Source organism: Duganella alba (assembly GCF_009674495.1).
GTDB classification, from domain to species: domain Bacteria; phylum Pseudomonadota; class Gammaproteobacteria; order Burkholderiales; family Burkholderiaceae_D; genus Rugamonas; species Rugamonas alba.
Genome location: NZ_WKJN01000003.1, coordinates 220,646 through 240,082, shown reverse-complemented (window position 1 = coordinate 240,082; position 19,437 = coordinate 220,646). Strand labels below are relative to the sequence as shown.

16 protein-coding genes and 1 pseudogene are annotated in these 19,437 nt (G+C 64.0%); 7 read left to right on the top strand and 10 right to left on the bottom strand.

The genetic code is table 11. From position 1 onward, the window contains the following. Nucleotides 1–52: 52 nt before the first annotated feature. Both coaE and GJ695_RS04345 read right to left on the bottom strand, forming a co-directional pair. Nucleotides 53–697: a dephospho-CoA kinase gene (coaE, locus tag GJ695_RS04350; RefSeq protein WP_154362376.1), complete on the bottom strand. Its 645-nt coding sequence runs from the start codon at nt 695–697 to the stop codon at nt 53–55. Further along, a complete protein-coding gene (locus tag GJ695_RS04345; protein WP_154362375.1) occupies nt 694–1,566 on the bottom strand; it encodes a prepilin peptidase in 873 nt (290 codons plus the stop codon). Before GJ695_RS04345 ends, coaE begins: the two co-directional genes overlap by 4 nt. Before the next feature lie 122 nt (nt 1,567–1,688). Here GJ695_RS04345 and GJ695_RS04340 point away from each other — a divergent pair, with 122 nt between their 5' ends. Continuing rightward, a complete protein-coding gene (locus tag GJ695_RS04340; protein ID WP_154362374.1) occupies nt 1,689–2,504 on the top strand; it encodes a sensor histidine kinase in 816 nt (271 codons plus the stop codon). 12 nt (nt 2,505–2,516) lie between these two features. Here GJ695_RS04340 and GJ695_RS04335 read toward each other — a convergent pair whose 3' ends face one another. The 8 genes and pseudogenes from GJ695_RS04335 to uraH form a co-directional block, all read right to left on the bottom strand. Then, nucleotides 2,517–3,731 carry a type II secretion system F family protein gene (locus GJ695_RS04335; protein WP_154362373.1) on the bottom strand — a complete coding sequence of 405 codons (1,215 nt, stop codon included), beginning with the start codon at nt 3,729–3,731 and terminating at the stop codon, nt 2,517–2,519. A gap of 12 nt (nt 3,732–3,743) precedes the next feature. After that, a complete protein-coding gene (gene pilB / locus GJ695_RS04330) occupies nt 3,744–5,483 on the bottom strand; it encodes a type IV-A pilus assembly ATPase PilB (RefSeq protein ID WP_154362372.1) in 1,740 nt (579 codons plus the stop codon). A 144-nt stretch (nt 5,484–5,627) separates the two neighbouring features. After that, complete coding sequence (locus tag GJ695_RS04325) at nt 5,628–6,908, bottom strand: HlyC/CorC family transporter (protein WP_154362371.1); 1,281 nt, start codon at nt 6,906–6,908, stop codon at nt 5,628–5,630. A gap of 134 nt (nt 6,909–7,042) precedes the next feature. After that, a pseudogene (locus GJ695_RS04320) lies at nt 7,043–7,636 on the bottom strand (aminoglycoside 3'-phosphotransferase); the annotation flags it as partial. Between the two features lie 12 nt (nt 7,637–7,648). After that, entirely contained in the window at nt 7,649–7,825 is a 177-nt protein-coding gene (locus tag GJ695_RS29965; RefSeq protein WP_229260380.1) for a hypothetical protein, read from the bottom strand. An 8-nt stretch (nt 7,826–7,833) separates the two neighbouring features. Beyond that, nucleotides 7,834–8,457, bottom strand: coding sequence for a VOC family protein (locus GJ695_RS04315; protein WP_154362370.1), 624 nt, complete (start codon nt 8,455–8,457; stop codon nt 7,834–7,836). After that, nucleotides 8,448–9,941 (bottom strand): tetratricopeptide repeat protein, encoded by a 1,494-nt coding sequence (locus GJ695_RS04310; RefSeq protein WP_154362369.1) that lies wholly within the window; start codon nt 9,939–9,941, stop codon nt 8,448–8,450. The genes GJ695_RS04315 and GJ695_RS04310 overlap by 10 nt, the downstream gene beginning before the upstream one ends. Before the next feature lie 20 nt (nt 9,942–9,961). Continuing rightward, nucleotides 9,962–10,315, bottom strand: a complete 354-nt coding sequence (gene uraH, locus GJ695_RS04305; RefSeq protein WP_154362368.1) for a hydroxyisourate hydrolase — start codon at nt 10,313–10,315, stop codon at nt 9,962–9,964. A 109-nt stretch (nt 10,316–10,424) separates the two neighbouring features. Here uraH and puuE point away from each other — a divergent pair, with 109 nt between their 5' ends. The 6 genes from puuE to GJ695_RS04275 are packed head-to-tail and all read left to right on the top strand — an operon-like array spanning nt 10,425 to nt 19,071. After that, nucleotides 10,425–11,378 (top strand): allantoinase PuuE, encoded by a 954-nt coding sequence (puuE, locus tag GJ695_RS04300; RefSeq protein ID WP_154362367.1) that lies wholly within the window; start codon nt 10,425–10,427, stop codon nt 11,376–11,378. A gap of 7 nt (nt 11,379–11,385) precedes the next feature. Then, a complete protein-coding gene (xdhA, locus tag GJ695_RS04295) occupies nt 11,386–12,855 on the top strand; it encodes a xanthine dehydrogenase small subunit (RefSeq protein WP_154362366.1) in 1,470 nt (489 codons plus the stop codon). Nucleotides 12,856–12,866: 11 nt separating this feature from the next. Beyond that, a complete protein-coding gene (gene xdhB / locus GJ695_RS04290; RefSeq protein WP_154362365.1) occupies nt 12,867–15,200 on the top strand; it encodes a xanthine dehydrogenase molybdopterin binding subunit in 2,334 nt (777 codons plus the stop codon). 1 nt (nt 15,201) lies between these two features. Further along, nucleotides 15,202–16,284: a xanthine dehydrogenase accessory protein XdhC gene (gene xdhC, locus GJ695_RS04285; RefSeq protein ID WP_154362364.1), complete on the top strand. Its 1,083-nt coding sequence runs from the start codon at nt 15,202–15,204 to the stop codon at nt 16,282–16,284. A gap of 30 nt (nt 16,285–16,314) precedes the next feature. Next, nucleotides 16,315–17,622 carry a guanine deaminase gene (guaD, locus tag GJ695_RS04280; protein ID WP_154362363.1) on the top strand — a complete coding sequence of 436 codons (1,308 nt, stop codon included), beginning with the start codon at nt 16,315–16,317 and terminating at the stop codon, nt 17,620–17,622. Nucleotides 17,623–17,634: 12 nt separating this feature from the next. After that, complete coding sequence (locus GJ695_RS04275) at nt 17,635–19,071, top strand: amidohydrolase family protein (RefSeq protein WP_154362362.1); 1,437 nt, start codon at nt 17,635–17,637, stop codon at nt 19,069–19,071. The last annotated feature ends 366 nt before the right edge of the window (nt 19,072–19,437 follow it).

The window sequence follows — 19,437 nt, the reverse complement described above, 5'->3', positions numbered from 1 at the left end:
GATTTTGAAGCAAGCCAAGCAAAATTACAAACGTTGCGAAGGCATTATTGCCCTATTCTGCGAAATTACCAGCGAATTTGCAGCGAAGTTGCTGATAAAAGGCGTGCAAGCGGTCGACTTGGGCTTCCAGATCCTCGATTCCTGCATTATTGACAATCACATCGTCCGCCGCCGCCAACCTTTGCGCCCGGCTCACTTGCGCCGCCATGATGGCGCGGACTTGCGCCTCCGGCAAATTGTTACGCGCCATCACGCGGGCAATTTGCACTTGTTCGTCACAGTCTACCGCCAGCACGCGGGTGACCCGCGCACGCCACGTGCCGGATTCGATCAGCAGCGGCACCGCGTAGATGACGTAGCTGCCCGGGTTGGCCACCATGGCCGAAGCCGCGGCGGCCAGCGCGGCGTCGCGGATGCGCGGATGCAAAATCGCTTCCAGCCGCGCCTTGGCGCCGGCGTCGCGGAACACCAGTTCGCGCATGCGCGCGCGGTCCATGGCGCCAGTGGCATCAACGAACGCCGCGCCGAATTCGGCGGCGATGGCCGGCATGGCGGGGCCATCGGGCGCGGTCATGCCGTGGGCGATGACGTCGGTGTCGACAATGCTGGCGCCGCGCGCCGCGAACATGTCGGCCACCGTGCTCTTGCCGCTGCCGATGCCGCCGGTCAGGCCGACAGCGAAAGGCGCGCTGCTCATGGATGGACGACGCCCAGCGTGAAGGCGGTCAGCGGCGCGCCGTACAGCAGCGCGATCAGGCCGGCCGCCGCCAGATAGGGGCCGAACGGAATCGGATTGTTGCGGCCGCGCTTGGCAAACACGATCAGGCAGATGCCGACCACCGCGCCGACAATCGACGACAGCAGGATGATCGCCGGCAGCATGGTCCAGCCCATCCACGCGCCCAGCGCCGCCAGCAGCTTGAAGTCGCCGTAGCCCATGCCTTCCTTGCCGGTGACCAGCTTGAACAGCCAGTACACCGACCACAGCGCCAGGTAGCCGGCGGCCGCGCCGATCACCGCGTCCTGCAGCGGCACAAAGGCGCCGTTGACGTTCATCAGCAGGCCGGCCCACAGCAGCGGGTAGGTCAGGTCGTCCGGCAGCAGCTGCGTGTCGAAGTCGATGAAGGTCATGGCCACCAGCGAGTACAGGAAGAACAGCGACGCCAGGCCGGTCCAGCCGCTGCCGAGGCGCCAGATCACCAGCGCCGACAGCGCGCCGGTCAGCAGCTCCACCAGCGGATAGCGCGGCGAGATCGGCGCCTTGCAGTTGCTGCACTTGCCGCGCAGCGCGAGCCAGCTGATCACCGGGATGTTTTCCATGGCGGTGATCTGGTGCTGGCAATGCGGACACGCCGAACGCGGCGTCATCAGGTTGTAGCGGGTGGTGTGGGGCAGCGGCTTGTTGCTTTCTTCGGCCACATAGTTGTCCGACTCGCGCTGCATCATGATAGGCAGGCGGTGGATGACGACATTCAGGAAGCTGCCGAACAGCAGGCCGAACAAGCCGGCGATGAGACTGATGGCGAGGTCGCCAGCAGGAGCGAACAGCAGGGTCGATTGCAGCATGGGCGTCAAAGAGCGGTAATGATCACGCGCCCATATTAAAGCATTGCCGCAACGTTGCGAACGCTTTTTCGGAATACACTCCCCCGTCAGGGAGATAGTAAAAACATTGAGACAATGGCAAGGTGACAGCTCAGTTTATCCGCCCGGAGCGCACCTTGTCGTCGTATTACCAGACATTCCTGTTATTGCTGCTCGGGCTGGTGTTGCTGTGCCTGGCCTCCGGCGCCGCATGGCTGCTGGGCCGGCGCCACACGCAGCGTGTGTATGAAGCCCGCCTGCGCCTGCTGGCCGAACGTGAACGGGTGGCGGCCAGCCTGCACGACACGCTGGTGCAAAGCATGCAGGGCATGATCCTGCGCTTCCAGGGCGTGGGCCACCGGCTGGCGGTCGACAACCCGGAACGCGCCACCATCGACCACATCCTGGACCAGGCCGACGAGGTGCTGGCCGAGGGCCGCCACCAGATCCTGGCGCTGCGCATGCCGGTGGTCTACGGCGACAAGCTGAACCAGGCGCTGGCCGCCATCGGTCAGTCGCTGCAGGACAATTTCAATATTCCGTTCCGCATGATCGTCAGCGGCCGGCCGTCGCCGCTGAACGGCGACCGCAGCGAGGACATCTATGCCATCGTGCGCGAGGCGTTGTATCACGCCTACCAGCACACGCAGGCCAGCAGCGTCGAGCTGGAACTGGTGTACGGCTGCGAGTTCTTCACGCTCTACGTGCGCGACAATGGCAGGGAAACGGCGGGGCCGCTGCGCGGCCTGCCAGCCATGCGCGACCGTGCCGCGCGCATGGCCGGCACGGTCGATGTGCTGACCTTGCCGGAGCAGGGCACCGAGATGGCGCTCAAGGTGCCCGGCGAGGTGTGCTACCAGACACCGCGCAAGCTCGGCTGGCGCCGCCTGGCGGCGTGGCTGCATCAGCTGCATCACTGACGCCGCCGCGGATTACACCACCGCGCCGAGTTTGAAGATCGGCAGGTACATCGCCACCACCAGGCCGCCGATCAGCACGCCCAGGATGACCATGATGGCCGGCTCCATCAGCGCCGACAGCGAGGCCACGGCCTCGTCGACCTCATCCTCGTAGAAGTCGGCCACCTTGCCCAGCATGGCGTCCAGCGAGCCGGACTCCTCGCCGATGGAGACCATCTGCGTGACCATGTTGGGGAACACGTCGGCGTTCTGCATCGCCACCGTCAGGCTGGTGCCGGTGCTCACCTCGGTCTGGATGCGGCGCGTGGCGTCCAGGTAGACGGCGTTGCCGGCGGCGCCGCCCACCGAGTCCAGCGATTCGACCAGCGGCACGCCGGCGGCGAACATGGTCGACAGCGTGCGGGTCCAGCGGGCGATGGTGGCCTTGCGGATCACCTCGCCGAATACGGGCAGGCGCAACAGCAGCTTGTCCATGAAGCGCTGCATCTTCAGCGAGCGCTGCCAGGCGCGGAAGAAGAAGTAGAGGGCGGCGAACAGGCCGCCGAAGATGACGTACCACCACTTGACGAAGAATTCCGACAGCGCCATCACGAACAGCGTCGGCGCCGGCAGGTTGGCGCCGAAGCTGGCAAACACTTCCTTGAAGGCCGGCACCACCCAGATCATGATCACCGCCGTGACCAGGAAGGCCACCGCCAGGATCGACACCGGATAGGTCAGCGCCGACTTGATCTTGCTCTTGATGGCCTGGGTCTTTTCCTTGTAGATCGCCAGCCGCGTCAGCAGGTCTTCCAGGATGCCGGCCTGTTCGCCAGCGCCCACCAGGTTGCAGAACAGCGGATCGAAGTACAGCGGGAACTTGCGGAATGCCTGGTTCAGGCTGGTGCCGGTCTCGATGTCGGCGCGCAGGTCCATCACCAGCTTGGAGACCGAGGGGTTGGAGTGGCCCTTGCCGACGATGTCGAACGATTGCAGCAGCGGCACGCCGGCCTTCATCATGGTGGCCAGCTGGCGCGTGAACAACGTGATGTCCTTGTCGGTGACTTTCTTGCCGGAGCGGTAGGCCTTCTTCTTGACCTTGGTGACCATGATGCCCTGGCGGCGCAAGGTCACGTTGACCACCGCCTCGCCGCCGGCGCGCAGTTCGCCGCGCACGGTCTTGCCGGTTTTGTCCTTGCCTTCCCAGGCGAAGACGGATTCCTTGACCTGGTTGCCCGATGTTGCCATGATCGTTTCCCGTTATTCGTTGGTGCAGCCGAGCACTTCTTCAAGGCTGGTCAAGCCGCCCTTGACCTTGACCAGGCCGGACTGGCGCAGCGACTTGACGCCCTCCGCTTCGGACTGGGCGGCGATCTGCATGGCGTTGCCGCTGGCCAGGATCAGCGATTCGATCGCCGGCGTGATCGGCATGATCTGGTAGATGCCGACGCGGCCCTTGTAGCCGCCGCCGTTGCAGCGCTCGCAGCCGACCGGGCCGTAGGGTTTCCAGCTGCCGTCCAGTTCCTCCGGTTTGAAGCCGGCCTTGAGCAGCAGTTCCGGCGCGATGTCGACCGGCTGCTTGCAGCTGCACAGGCGGCGCGCCAGGCGCTGGGCGGTAATCAGGATCACCGACGAGGCGATGTTGAACGGCGCCACGCCCATGTTCATCAGCCGCGTCAGCGTCGACGGCGCGTCGTTGGTGTGCAGCGTGGAGAACACCATGTGACCGGTCTGCGCGGCCTTGATGGCGATGTCGGCGGTTTCCAGGTCGCGGATCTCGCCGACCATGATGATGTCCGGGTCCTGGCGCAGGAAGGACTTCAGCGCCACCGGGAAGGTCAGGCCGGCCTTGTCGTTGACGTTGACCTGGTTGACGCCGGGCAGGTTGATCTCGGCCGGATCTTCGGCGGTGGAGATGTTGATGCCGGGCTTGTTCAGGATGTTCAGGCAGGTGTACAGCGACACCGTCTTGCCGGAGCCGGTCGGGCCGGTGACCAGCACCATGCCGTAGGGCCGCTGGATGGCGTCCAGCAGCAGCTCCTTCTGGTCCGGATCGTAGCCGAGCGAGTCGATGCCCATCTGCGCCTGCGTCGCGTCCAGGATACGCATCACGGTCTTTTCGCCGAACAGCGTCGGCAGCGTCGAGATGCGCAGGTCGATGGTCTTGGTCGGCGAGACGATCAGGCGCATGCGGCCGTCCTGCGGCACGCGCTTTTCCGAGATGTCCAGCTTGGCCAGCACCTTGATGCGCGAGACCAGTTTTTCCTTGATCGAGATCGGCGGCTGCGCGTGTTCCAGCAGCACGCCGTCGACGCGGAAACGCACGCGGTAGAATTTTTCGAACGGTTCGAAATGCAAGTCGGAGGCGCCGAGGTTGACGGCGTCCATCAGCATCTTGTTGAGGAAGCGCACCACCGGCGCGTCTTCCACCTCGTTGGCGGCGTCGGCGGCGGCCGCGGCGCTGGCGGCGGACGGCTGCTCTTCCTCGGCGAACTGGATGTCGGCGTCGTCGCCGGCCAGGTCGCTGATGCTTTGCTCGCTGCTCTTGTTGATGCGCGCCAGCAGTTGCAGCAGCGCGTCGTGGGGCACGATCACCGGTTCGACGGTGGACTCGGTCTGGAACTTGATCTGATCCAGCGCCTGGGTGTTGGTCGGATCGGAAATCGCCACCGACATCTTGTTGCCGCGCTTGGCCAGCGCGACCACGCGCTGCGTCTGCATCAGCTTGTTGTCGATGATCTTGGCCGGCAGCGCGTCGATGTTGAGCGCGTTGACGTCCATCAGCGGATAGGCAAAGGTTTCGGCGCAGAAGGCGGCCAGCGCCTTCGATTCAATCGCGCCGCTCGACAGCAGCACGTCGATGAAGGCCAGTTTCTCCGCGACGGATTTTTTTTGCAGGGTCTCGGCCTGCAAGGCGGACAGGCGTCCGGCTTGCATCAATGCCCTCGCCAGCCCCGGCATCGGGGCGCCTGGCACTGCGTTCGGTAGGACTGCAGCCATAGAAGCGTCTGTCAGGTTGAGAGGGCGGATTGAGGTGAGTGAACCTCAGAATAATGCTCCTAGGCACTATTTTTGTAAAGCGTGCGCTTCGATTTTACTCCGCTCTGTTGCGCCCGCCCACGCGTTTGCGTGGTTTTACCCTGGCTAGCGGGCCTGCGGGCGTCGCAATTTGACGACTTTGATGGCCTGGTCGTGCACCTGCACCACTTCGACGATGCACTGGTCGACCTTGAGGCTGATCGGCGCGTCTGGAATTTCTTGCAACAGTTCCAGCAGCATGCCGTTCAGCGTCTTCGGACCGTCGAGCGGGAAGGACAGGCCGAGGCGCTTGTTGACGTCGCGCAGCGGCGTGGCGCCGTCGAGCAGGCACTCGCCGTTTTTGTCCCAGCCGAAGGTTTCGGCCTTGGCCGCGCTCGGCGTGGAGGTGGTGAACTCGCCGATCATCTCTTCGATGATGTCGTCCAGCGTGACCAGGCCCTGCACCTCGCCGTACTCGTCGACGATGATGCCGAGGCGTTCCTTGTTCTCCTGGAAGTACTGCAGCTGGGTGAACAGGCGCGTGTCCTGCGGGATGAAGTAGGGCGGCGTCAGCAGTTCGCGGAAGTGCTCGGTGGTCAGTTCCTCTTCCTGGTTCAGCAGCGCCACCGCCTTGCGCACGTGCAGGATGCCGACGATGCGGTTGATCTCGCCTTCGTAGACGGGCAGCTTGTTGTGATAGCAGGTGGTCAGCTCGCGCTTGATTTCCTCGACCGGCAGTTCCAGGTTCAGCGCCTCGACCTGGGCGCGCGGCGTCATGATGTCTTCGACCGAGATGGTTTCCAGGTCGAACAGGTTGAGCAGGATGCTCTTGTGTTTTTGTGGGATGAAGTTGCCGCCTTCGAGCACGATCGAGCGCAGCTCTTCCGGCGACAGGCGCGGGTCGTGCGCGTGCGAGCCGGCCTTGATGCCGAACACTTTCAGCAGCTGCGACACGAACAGGTTGACGAACCAGATCATCGGCTTGGACACCGCCATCAGCGGTTTCAGCACCATGCTGGTCGGCAGGGCGATTTTTTCCGGGAAGGTGGCGCCGATGACTTTCGGCGAAATCTCGGCGAACACGATCAGCAGAAAGGCTACCACGCCGGTGGAGATGGTGATGACGTTGTCGTCATGGCCGAAGGTCTGGATCGCCAGCGAGGTGACCAGCGCGGTGGCGGCGGCGTTGAACAGCGTGTTGGCGATCAGCACGAGCGACAGCAGCTTGTCGGTGCGGTCCAGCAGCCACAGCGTGGTGATGGCGCGGCGGCTGCCGCGTTTGGCTTCATGGCGCAGGCGATATTTGTTGGCCGCCATCAGGGCGGTTTCCGCCATGGCGAAGAAGGCCGAACACAATATCAGGAAAAAAAGTGCAAGAAATTGCACCCAAAGTGGCACGGTATCCAAGGGTCACCGTAAAGAATCTTGCATGGGGAAAGTGGGCAACCGATCAGGCGCCAGCGCAAAGCAACAGTTTTAGATTCTAAGGCAATGATGAGTTGCATGCAAGTTTGATGATGTTGTTGTACTTTGGAGGGAGGTTAGAACAACTCATCAAGCTGTTCGAAAAACAGGCGTTTTGCAGCGGCGTCCTGGACACCGAGCATGGTCAGGAATTGCGCTGCCGCGTTGTCGGACACATCCTCGCGCAGGTTGCGGTGGACAAAGGCGATGTCGAGCCAGCGGTCGGCCTTGCCGCCCCGGCCGAGGTCGATGAAATACAGTGTGTCGTTGTCGGTGACGAAGATATTGCTGTTGCCGAGGTCGCCGTGGGAAAAGACCCGGTCTTCGTCAGGCAGCGTGGCGTGCAGTCGTGCCAGCAGGTCTTGCGGCGTCGCCAGGCCGGGCCATGCGTTGAAGTTGTAGTCCTCGTCGATCAGGCCGCTGTCGACCAGGTAGGCCAGCTCGCGCAGGCGAACGGCGGCGCCGGCGTCGAACGGGCAATTGACGATAGGGATGGATTGCAGCTGGTGCAGCGCCTGGTGGAACAGCGCCGTCACCGGCCGCCCGGCCGCGATCAGCGACGACAGCGGTACGCCGGGCACGGTGCGGGTGATCATGTATTCCTGTTCGTCATCCTGCGCGGTCAGGACGACTTCCGGCACGTTCAGCTTGCCGGTCAGCCATTGCATGACGCTGGCTTCGCGTTACACGCTGTAAGTGGTGTCGGCGTAGACCGATGGCGAAGTCTTCAGAAAATAAAGTTCGTCGCCGCGCTGGAAGCGGTGCACCTGGCATGGCGATTCGCCGATCGGGTCGCGTTGCAGAACGGCGTCGCCAACAAAGCGTCGGATGGTGTGCGGCATTGTCTGGTTGCGCGCCATGTGTCGCCTCAATACTTGAAGATGAGCGGCAGGGCTGGGCGGAAGTCGTGTTGCAGGCCGCGTGTTTCGTGGTCGAAGCTGATTTCCAGCAGGTGCGGGCCTTCGGCGAAGGCGATGCCGCTGGCGTGGGCGGCGGACGACAGTGCCGCGACCGATGGCAGCGTGCAGCGCAGGGCGGTGATGCTGCCAAGGCCGGCGGCGTGGTGCAGCGGCTGCCGGCGGTCGCCTTCGAAGGCTGCGGGCGCTTTGCCGGCGGAGGTGTGGAACCACATCGGCTCCGTCAGTGGCGCGTCGGTGGCAATGCCGATCTGCATGCCCGGCGGCAGGTAGGCTGGCGCGTAGTTCCAGGTTGCGAACGGCACGGCGGGACGGAAGCAGATGCCGAACGGCGAGGCGTCGCCATCGGACAGCCGTTCGCGCAGCATGGTTGGGCGCGTGGTCTGGTTGGCGATTTCCGTTTCATCGGCAATCCACAGCAGTTCGATGAAGGCGTTGGCGAAGAAGAAGCGGCGGTTGGCCGTGCCCTGGCCCGGATGAACGTTGCCGGAACCTTCGCTCAGGCCGAACGCGCGCAGCGCTTCGGCTTCCGCGCCGCCCGGCGATACACGGATGAACAGATGGTCTATCTGCATAACAGGAAAGCGTGAGCGGCGATCGGCGCACCGTTTTCCTGGCGCGCGTCCAGCGCCTGCGTAGCCAGCACCGTGAAGCCGGTCGCCGCCGCCAGCCGGCGCAGATAGTCCGGCGTGTGCGCGTAGCGGTTGGAGGGACGCAGCACATAGTCGGCGTCATCGCCCGCTTCGACCGAGAAGCAGAAGCGGCCGCCCGGACGCAGCGCCGCGTGCACCGCCTTGAATACCGGCGCCAGATCGCCGATGTAGACGAACACGTCGGCCGCCACCGCCAGATCCCATGTCGCCTCGCGGCCGTTCAGATAGGTCAGCAGGTCGGCGCACGCCAGTTCGTCGTACAGGCCGCGTTCAGCCGCCTTGTCCAGCATCTGCTGCGACAGGTCGACGCCGTCCAGCCGGCGCGAGTAGGCGCGCAGATACGGGCCGCACAGACCGGTGCCGCAGCCCAGGTCCACGGTGGCCAGCTCCGAAGCCGGCGCCACGTGGCGCAGCAGCGCATCCAGCACGGCCGGCGTCTGGTAACCCAGCACTTCGGTCAGATGCTGGTCGAAGTGGTTGGCGTACTGGTCGAACAGCGAACGCACGTAGTCGTTCGGCAGCGCGGCCGGCGTTTCACCCGCGCCCACCGATGCCAGCGCGAAGGCGATGGTTTCCGGATTGTCGCCATGCGCCAGCGCGGCATGATAGGCGGCGATGGCTTCCTCGCGCCGCCCCATCGCGCGCAGCGTGTTGCCGCGATAGTAGTGGGCCAGCGCGTAGTCCGGCTTGTGTTTCAGCGCCTGGTCGTAGCTGTCCAGGGCGGCGGCGAATTCGCCCAGCCGTTGCAGGGAGGAGCCTTGCGCGCTGTAGGCTTCCGCCCAGTCTGGACGCAGATGGATGGCGCGATCAAAGCTCTCCACCGCCTCCGGCAGGATGCGCAGGCAGTGCAGGGCATTGCCGCGCGCCAGCCACGCATCGGCGTAACGGTCCTTGATGTCGAGCGCATGCTCGGCCGCGCCCAGCGCATCGAGATAACGGCCCTGATCCTGCAGGATGATGGCGCGGTTGCAGTGCGCTTCCGCGTAATTCGGCTGGATCTGCACGGCGCGCTGATAACTGTCCAGCGCCTCGTCCAGCCGGCCCAGGCGGCGCAGCGCGTTGCCGCGATTGCTCCATGCCATGGCATACGAAGGAAGCAGCGCCAGCGCGCGCTCGTGGCTGGCCAGCGCCTCATCGGTACGGCCGGCATCCAGCAGCGCGACACCGAGATTACAATGGGCGCTGGCCTGCGCGCCGTCCACGGCGATCGCTTGCGAGATCAGATCGATGGCGGCCGCCGCATCGCCCTGCTGGCGCGCGATCACGCCCAGCAAATGCAGCGCGTCAAAGCGGCGCGGATCGAGTTCGAGGACTTGCCGGTACAGCGCTTGCGCCGGCTGCAGCCGTCCCTGCTGGTGCAGTTCGACGGCTTGTTGAAGGAGGGATGCGGCCAGTGATTCAGTCATAGTGCCCGCATCTTAACATTTCAGCTTCCCCGGTAAGTCGAATAAGCCCACGGCGACACCACCAGCGGCACATGGTAGTTCTGGCTGGCGTCGGCGACACCGAAGGCCAGCGTCACCTCGTCGATAAACTTCGGTTCCGGCAGCGTCACGCCCTGGGCGTCGAAATACGCACCAGCACTGAACACCAGCTCATATTTGCCCTGTTTCAGTGCGTCGCCCTCCAGCAGCGGTGCGGCGCAGCGGCCGTCGGCGTTGGTGACGTCGGTCTTCAGCAGCTCCCGCCCCTGCGGTCCCACCGCGTACAAGGTCACTTTGACGCCGGCGCCAGGCTTGCCCTGGGTGATGTCGAGAACGTGCGTGCTGAGTTTGCCCATGTTCGGTCCTATATCCGTAGGTTATGAGTGTCTATTGTACAAATCATATACCGCCATGCGCGCAGGCATATATGATTAGAGTTATATTCCCCATAGACTTGCCTGCGCCATGACCACTTACGACAACTACCCGCGCGACATGATCGGCTACGGCCCGAAACCGCCGCACGCCCAGTGGCCGGACCAGGCCCGTGTGGCGCTGCAATTCGTGCTGAACTACGAAGAGGGCGGCGAGAACAGCGTGCTGCACGGCGACGCCGGTTCCGAGACTTTCCTGTCCGAGATCATCGGCGCGGCCTCCTTCAGCAACCGCCACATGAGCATGGAGTCGCTGTACGAGTACGGTTCGCGCGCCGGTTTGTGGCGTTTGCTGCGCATGTTCGAGGAACGCAAGTTGCCGCTGACGGTGTTCGGCGTGTCGATGGCGCTGAAGCGCAATCCGGAGGCGGTGGCGGCGTTCAAACAACTCGGCCACGAAATCGCCTGCCATGGCCTGCGCTGGATCACCTATCAGAACATGGACGAAGCCACCGAGCGTGCGCACATGAAGGAAGCCGTGGACATCATCCGCGAGCTGACCGGCAGCGCGCCGCAAGGCTGGTACACCGGCCGCGATTCGCCGCAGACGCGCAGGCTGGTGATGGAACACGGCGGCTTCCGCTACGACGCCGACCACTATGGCGACGACCTGCCGTTCTGGCAGAAGGTCGACTACACCGACGCGCAGGGTAAAGCAGCCAACGCGCCGCAGTTGATCGTGCCGTACACGCTGGACACCAACGACATGCGCTTCGCCGCCGCGCAGGGCTTCAACTCCGGCACGCAGTTCTTCGATTACCTGAAGGACGCCTTCGACGTGCTGTACGCCGAGGGCGATCCGAACGGCCTGAATCAGCCGAAGATGCTGTCCATCGGCCTGCACTGCCGCATCGTCGGCCGTCCGGCGCGCGCTGCTGCGCTGGCGCGCTTCCTCGACTACGTGCAGCAGCATGACAAGGTCTGGATCACGCGCCGCATCGATATCGCCGAACACTGGCGCAAGGTTCACCCATTTGTAGATTGAGATCGTGATGTCCGAACCCATACGCTTTTACTTCCGTGGCGCTGTCCAGGAAATCCATGACGCCGCGCCAACCCGCACCGTGCTCCAGCACCTGCGCGAGGATCTGCATTGCACCGGCACCAAGGAAGGTTGCGCCGAGGGCGATTGCGGCGCCTGCACGGTGGTGGTGGGCAGCCTGAACGCCGCCGGCCAGCTGGAGATGAAGGCGGTGAACTCCTGCATCCAGTTCGCACCGACGCTGGACGGCAAGGCGCTGTTCACGGTGGAGGACATGCAGCAGCCGGACGGCGCGCTGCATCCGGTGCAGCAGGCGATGGTGGAATGTCACGGCTCGCAATGCGGTTTCTGTACGCCGGGCTTCGTCATGTCCCTCTGGGGCATGTATCTCGACAAGGATGGCAAGCCGGCGCAGCGCAAGGAGATCGACGACTGCCTGTCCGGTAACCTGTGCCGCTGCACCGGCTACCGCCCGATCATCGATGCGGCGCACCGCATGACAGAACTGCCGAAGGTGGCGTTCGACCGTGCGGCGCTGACGCAACAGCTGCAAGCCTTGCAGCGCGAGGCTGGTTCCACCTACACCGCGCGCGGCCAGTCGTTCCATGCGCCGCGCACGCTGGAAGAACTGGTGGCGCTGCGCGCCGCGCATCCGAAAGCCACGCTGCTGGCCGGCTCCACCGACATCGGCCTGTGGGTCACCAAGCAGATGCGCGAGCTGGGCGACATCATCTACCTCGGCCACGTCACCGCGCTGCAAAGCGTGCAGCAGCAGGACGGCATGCTGGAAATCGGCGCCGGCGTGTCGCTCAACGCCGCCTACGAGGCGCTGTGCAAGCTGTATCCGGCGCAGCTGGGCGAGTTGTGGCAGCGCTTTGCCTCGCTGCCGATCCGTAACGCCGGCACGCTGGGCGGCAACGTCGCCAACGGCTCGCCGATCGGCGATTCGATGCCGTGGCTGATCGCGCTGGGCAGCGAAGTGGTGCTGCAAGGCCCGTCCGGCCGCCGCGTGCTGGCGCTGGAAGCCTTCTATCTCGATTATCAGAAAAAGGATTTGCAGGCCGACGAATTTGTCGCCGCCGTGCGTGTCCCGCTGCCGCGCGCCGGCGTGCAGTTCCGCACCTACAAGCTGGCCAAGCGCTTCGACCAGGATATCTCCGCCGTATGCGCGGCGTTTGCGTTCACGCTCGATGGCGACAAGGTGATTGACGCGCGCATCGCGTTCGGCGGCATGGCGGCCACGCCGCGCCGCGCGCCACGTGCCGAAGCGGCGTTGACCGGGCTATCCTGGAGCGAAACCAATCTGCGCGTGGCGATGGACCAACTGGCGCAGGACTTCGCACCGCTGTCGGATATGCGCGCGTCGAATACCTATCGCATGCAGACGGCGCAGAATCTGCTGCGCCGCTTCTGGCTGGAGACGCGTACCGATGCACCGCTTGCGGCCGATGCCGTCAACGCTTTCGCCTGCCGCGCCTGAAAGGAGCCATCATGAATCAACCCGTTGCTCCCGCCGCGATTGCGGAATCCGCATGGAAGGCCGTGGGCGTCTCGCGTCCGCACGAATCGGCCGAGCTGCATGTGCTGGGCCAGGCCACGTACACCGACGATATCCCCGAGCTGCAAGGCACGCTGCATGCGGCGCTGGGCCTGTCGTCCAAGGCGCACGCGCGCATTACGGCGATGGATCTGGCGCCGGTGCGCAGCGCGCCGGGCGTGGTGGCTGTGTACACCGCCGAGGACATCGTCGGCACCAATGACTGCGGACCGATCATCCATGACGATCCGATCCTGTCGGCCGGCGAGGTGCTGTATGTCGGCCAGCCGATCTTTGTCGTCGTGGCGGATACGCACGACAATGCGCGCCGCGCCGCCCGCCGCGCGGTGATCGCTTATGACGAGCTGCCGGCGATTTTCACGCCGCAGGAGGCCAAGGCCGCCAACTCGTATGTGCTGCCGCCGATGCAGCTGACGCGCGGCGATTACCAGACCGCCTTCGACATGGCGCCGCGCGTCGTGAAAGGCCAGCTGTTCGTCGGCGGCCAGGAGCAGTTTTACCTCGAAGGCCAGATCGCCTACGCGATTCCGAAGGAAGACAACGGCCTGCTGGTGCAATGCTCGACGCAGCACCCGAGCGAGATGCAGCACGTGGTGGCGCATGCCATTGGCGTGCATTCGCACAAGGTGCAGGTCGAGTGCCGCCGCATGGGGGGTGGTTTCGGCGGCAAGGAGTCGCAATCGGCCTTGTGGGCGGCGTCGGCCGGCATCGCGGCGTCCAAGCTGCGCCGCCCGGTCAAGCTGCGCGCGGACCGCGACGACGATATGCTGGTCACCGGCAAGCGCCATTGCTTCTTTTACGAGTACGAAGTCGGCTACGACGACAATGGCAAGATCCTGGCGGCCAAGGTCGATATGACCTTGCGCGCGGGCTTCTCGGCTGACCTGTCGGGGCCTGTGGCGACGCGGGCGGTCTGCCACTTCGATAACACTTATTATCTGTCGGACGTGGATATCCGTGCCGGCTGCGGCAAGACCAATACGCAGTCGAATACGGCGTTCCGCGGTTTCGGCGGCCCGCAGGGCGCGATAGCGATCGAATACATCGTCGACGAAATCGCGCGCAACCTGGGACGCGATGCGCTGGATATCCGCCGCCTGAATTTCTACGGCACGACGGAGCGCAATGTCACGCCGTATGGGCAGGAGATTGTCGATAACGTGATCGAGGCGCTGACGGCGGAGCTGGAGCAGACCAGCGAATATCGCGCGCGCCGCAAGGCGATCGAGGCTTACAACGCTTCCAGCCCGGTGCTGAAGAAAGGGCTGGCGCTGACGCCGCTGAAGTTCGGCATCGCCTTCAATGTCACGCACCTGAACCAGGCCGGCGCGCTGGTGCATGTGTACGTGGACGGTTCGGTGCTGGTGAATCACGGCGGCACGGAGATGGGGCAGGGCATCAACACCAAGGTGTTGCAGGTGGTGGCGCATGAACTGGGCCTGGACCTGTCGCACGTGCGCATCACGGCGACCGATACCAGCAAGGTGGCGAATACCTCGGCCACGGCCGCATCCACCGGCGCGGACCTGAACGGCAAGGCTGCGCAGGATGCGGCACGGCAGATCCGCGAGCGCCTGGCTGCGTATGCGGTCAAGCTGTATGGCGATGACGATGGCCAGCCGGTGCGCTTCTTCGACAACCATGTGCACGTCAACGGCCACAAGGTGCTGTTCGCGGAGCTGGTGCAGAAGGCCTACCTGGCGCGCGTGCAGCTGTGGTCCGACGGTTTCTATGCGACGCCGAACCTGCACTGGAATCCGAAGACGATGAACGGCCATCCGTTCTCCTACTACGCTTACGGCGCTGCGGTGTCGGAGGTGGTGGTGGATACGCTGACCGGCGAATGGAAGCTGTTGCGTGCTGATGCCTTGTACGATGCGGGCCGTTCGCTGAATCCTGCCATCGATATCGGCCAGGTGGAAGGGGCGTTCATTCAAGGCATGGGCTGGCTGACCACCGAGCAGCTATGGTGGAACGCGGCCGGCAAGCTGATGACGCATGCGCCGTCCACTTACAAGATTCCGGGCATCTCCGATTGTCCGGAGGATTTCCGCGTGAAGCTGTTCGATAACGGCAATGTGGAGGACAGCATTCACCGTTCGAAAGCGGTGGGCGAGCCGCCGCTGCTGCTGCCGTTCTCGGTGTTCTTTGCGATTCGTGACGCGATTTCCGCTGTTGGCGGACATCGCGTGAATCCGCCGTTGAATGCACCGGCGACCAGCGAAGAAATTCTGCGGGCCGTGTCCGCGGTGGAAATGGCGGCCTGATATGAACGAGTGGCTGACAGCGCAGGTGTCTGAACCGGCAGTGCTGGTGACCGTGGCGATCGTGGAGGGCTCGGGCCCGCGCGAACCCGGCGCCAAGATGCTGGTGACGGCGCGCGGCCAGCATGACACCATCGGCGGCGGGCATCTGGAGATGTGCGCGGCCGAGCTGGCGCGCGAGATGCTGAAGAGCGCGGCCAACCGGCGCGCGGCGGCGGGCGATGCGGCCGCGATCGGCGCGCGCCTCGAACGCTACGCCCTCGGTCCGACGCTGGGGCAGTGCTGCGGCGGCGTGGTGCATCTGGCGTTTGAGCCGGTCGATGCATCGTTGGCGGCCGTATTGGCTGGCCTGCGCATGCGCCGCCGTGAAGACAACTGGCGGCTCAGCGCCATCGATGGCGCGCCGGTTGCGCTGTTGCTTGGCGCGGATGGCGCAGTCGTCGCCGGTGCTGGCCGGGACAAGGCAGGCGAGGCGGGCGCCTTCGGCCCCGCCTTCCCGGCGGTGGACCGCGAACGCGGCACGCACGTGCTGCGCGACACGGCCGGCCGCCGCTGGCTTGCCGATCCGTGCTTCGCGCCGCGCGCCCACCTGGTGCTGTTCGGCGCCGGTCACGTCGGCGCGGCCATTGTCCGCATGCTGGGCGAACTGCCGTGCACCGTCACCTGGGTGGACGAGCGCGAAGACATGTTCCCCGCCAGCGTGCCGCCCAACGTCACCGTGGAAGCCAGCGATACGCCGGAAGCCGCAGTGGCGGATGCGCCGGCCGGCGCCAGCTATCTCGTCATGACCCACAGCCACGCGCTGGACCAGCGCCTGTGCGAAACCATCCTGGCCCGCGAAGACGCCGGCTGGTTCGGCCTCATCGGTTCCAACACCAAGCGCGTGCAGTTCGAACGGCGCATGGCCGCGCGCGGTCTGCCGCAAGACCGCATCGACAACATGGTCTGCCCCATCGGCCTGCCGGGCATCACCAGCAAGCTGCCGGCCGCCATCGCCGCCTCCGTGTGCGCGCAGCTGCTGATGGTGTGGGAGGCGCAGCAAATCGCTGCCCTCAACGCGCCGGCGCGGCTGGCCGTCGCAAGCTAAACTACGCATTCAGATTCAAGAAAGATCACCATGAACACCAACCTGCAAGCCTACCGTGGCAGCTTGCTGCACTTTCTCGCCGATCCGGCCTTCAGCGAACATTCGCACGCGTGGCACGAGGACGGCCTGCTGATCGTCGCCGACGGCAAGGTCCAGGCGGCGGGCGACTACGCCACCTTGCACGCCACGCTGCCTCCCGGCGCCGTGGTGCACGACTACAGCGGCAAGCTGCTGATGCCGGGCTTTATCGACACCCACATCCACTACCCGCAGAGCGACATGATCGCTTCGCCGTCGGAAGGCCTGCTGCCATGGCTGGAGACCTACACCTTCCCGACCGAGCGCCAGTTTGAAGACACCGCGCACGCCGCCGACGTGGCCGATTTCTTCCTCGACGAGCTGCTGCGCTGCGGCACCACCACCGCCATGGTCTACTGCACCGTGCATCCGCAATCGGTGGACGCCTTCTTCACCGCCAGCGAGCAGCGTGGCCTGCGCATGGTGGCCGGCAAGGTGATGATGGACCGGAACTGCCCCGAATTCCTGCGCGACACCGCCGAATCCGGCGCGCGCGACACCGAAGCGCTGATCCAGCGCTGGCACAAGCGCGGCCGCGCGCTGTATGCGATCACGCCGCGCTTCGCGCCGACCTCCACCGAACGCCAGCTGCAACTGGCCGGCGAACTGGCGGCCGCTTATCCGGACACCTTCATCCAGACCCACGTGTCGGAAAACGAAGCCGAATGCGCATGGGTGCGCGAGCTGTTCCCCAACTCCCGCAGCTACATCGATGTTTACGACAGCTACGGCATGCTGCGCCCGCGCGCCATGTACGGCCACTGCATCTGGCTCAATGAGTGCGACCGCCAGCGCATGGCCGAAACGCAGTCCGCCGCCGCCATTTGCCCGACCTCCAACCTGTTCCTCGGCAGCGGCCTGTTCGACTTCGAACGCGCCGACGACGCCGGCGTGCTACTCTCGCTGGCCACCGATGTCGGCGGCGGTACTTCGTTCTCGATGTTGCAAACGATGAATGAAGCCTATAAAGTAGCGCGCTTGAAGGGCAGTTACCTGCCGGCCTTGCGGATGTTTTACCTGGCCACGCTGGGCGCGGCGCGCAGCATGCAGCTCGAAGGCACGATCGGCAATTTCACCGCCGGTGCGGAAGCGGACTTCATCGTCGTCGATCCGCAAGCCACGCCGCTGCTGCAACGCCGCACCGCGCGCAGGGAGAGCCTGGAAGAGCTGCTGTTCGCGTTGGCGCTGCTGGGCGACGACCGCGCGATCGCCGCGACCTATTCGGCGGGCCGCCAGGTACATGTCCGCGAAACGACTTAATTAAGGATACACATGAAGAACAACATCAAAGCCCTGGCGCTTGCCGCCGCCGTGTTCAGCGCCATGCCGCACGCGCAGGCGGCCAACGCCAACGAGGAGGCCACCAAGCGCCACTTCGCCGCGCTGATCGCGCCGGGCAAGGAGCCGAAACTGGCCGAGCTGACGATGTTCTTCACCATGATGCCGAAGGGCGGCGACCTGCACCACCACTACTCGGGCGCGATCTACGCCGAGCAGTACCTGGAGTGGGTGGACAAGGAAGGCTTCTGCGTCAACAAAACCAGCTACACCATCGAGAAGGCCAAGCCTTCGGCCGGCTGCCTGTCGGGCCAGGACGTAATGCTCGATAACACCGTGCTGGCCAACCTGCTGCAACGCTGGTCGGACAAGGACTTCTACAACCACAGCGCGATCCAGTCGCCGCCGGACCGCCAGTTCTTCGACACCTTCGCCTACTTCAATCCGGTGGCGTCGACCAATGCGGTGGACGGCCTGCAGCGCCTGAAGCAGCGCGCCGTGCAGGAAAACCTGAGCTACATCGAAACCATCTACGAGATCGCGCCGATCGCGCAGGATGCGGACTTCGACAAGAAGGCGCAGGCCGGCAGCCTGACCGACGCCGACTTCGCCGCGCTGATCGCCAAGCTGGACCAGGACCAGGCCTTCCAGGGCTGGATCGGCGCGTATCTGAAAAACGTGGACACGGTCAGCGCCGGCATCGACGACGCCAACTTCACGCTGCGCTACCAGCCGTTCGCGCTGCGCTTCCTGTCGCCGTCGCAGGTGTTTTCGCAAATCGTTTCCAGCTTCAAGCTGGCGACCTCGAATCCGAAGATCGTCGGCGTCAATATTGTCGGTCAGGAAAGCGTGCACGTCGCCATGCGCGACTACGAACTGCACATGCAGATGTTCAAATTCCTGAAATCCAAGTACCCAAGCGTGAAACTGGCGCTGCATGCCGGCGAGCTGTCGCTGGGCATGGTGGAGCCGGAAGGCCTGACCTTCCACATCAAGGATGCGATCGACGTCGCCGGCGCCAGCCGCATCGGCCACGGCATGGACATTGCCCACGAGACCAATCCGCTGGCCATCATGAAAAAGATGCATGATCAGAAGATCGCGGTCGAGGTCAACCTGAGCAGCAACGACTTCATCCTCGGCATCAAGGGCCAGGCGCATCCCGTCACGCTGTACCGCAAGTATGGCGTGCCGTTCGTGCTGTCGACCGACGATGCCGGCGTTTCCCGTAATAATTTGTCGGGCGAGTACGTGCAGTATGCGGCCCGCTACCAGCCGGACTACGCCGAAGTCAAAAAACTGTCATACGACAGCATCCGTTATTCCTTCCTGAATGATGCGGACAAACAACGTCTTTTGAAGGCATTGGACGGGAAGTTCGCCAAATTCGAAGCGGAAATTGCTGCATCGCAACCTAAGGCCGGCCGCTAAGCGGGCTGCTTTCACCGGCGTTTGTGGCGGGTAACCCACAAACGCCGCGTTTGTTACAAACTCAACACCCTCCTGGCGACGATTCTCACGTTGTCACAAATCACTATCGCTATCATTGGAAAATATTCTTCTGATAACTGTGTGGTCAGCTAGCGACACAAATCCTGTTCTATCCCAAAGCTTTTTGTTTTTCAGGCAATGAAAAGAATTCATGCTGCCTTGGCTGACATATAATTTCGCCGTTTGTTTTCAGGTGGCAAGACCATTAGCGATTTGTGACGAAAATATGACTTATTTATATATTTATCGTCTGAATTTCTAAATTAAATCGTATTTGTCAGGCAATTTTGGGTAATGCATAGTTCA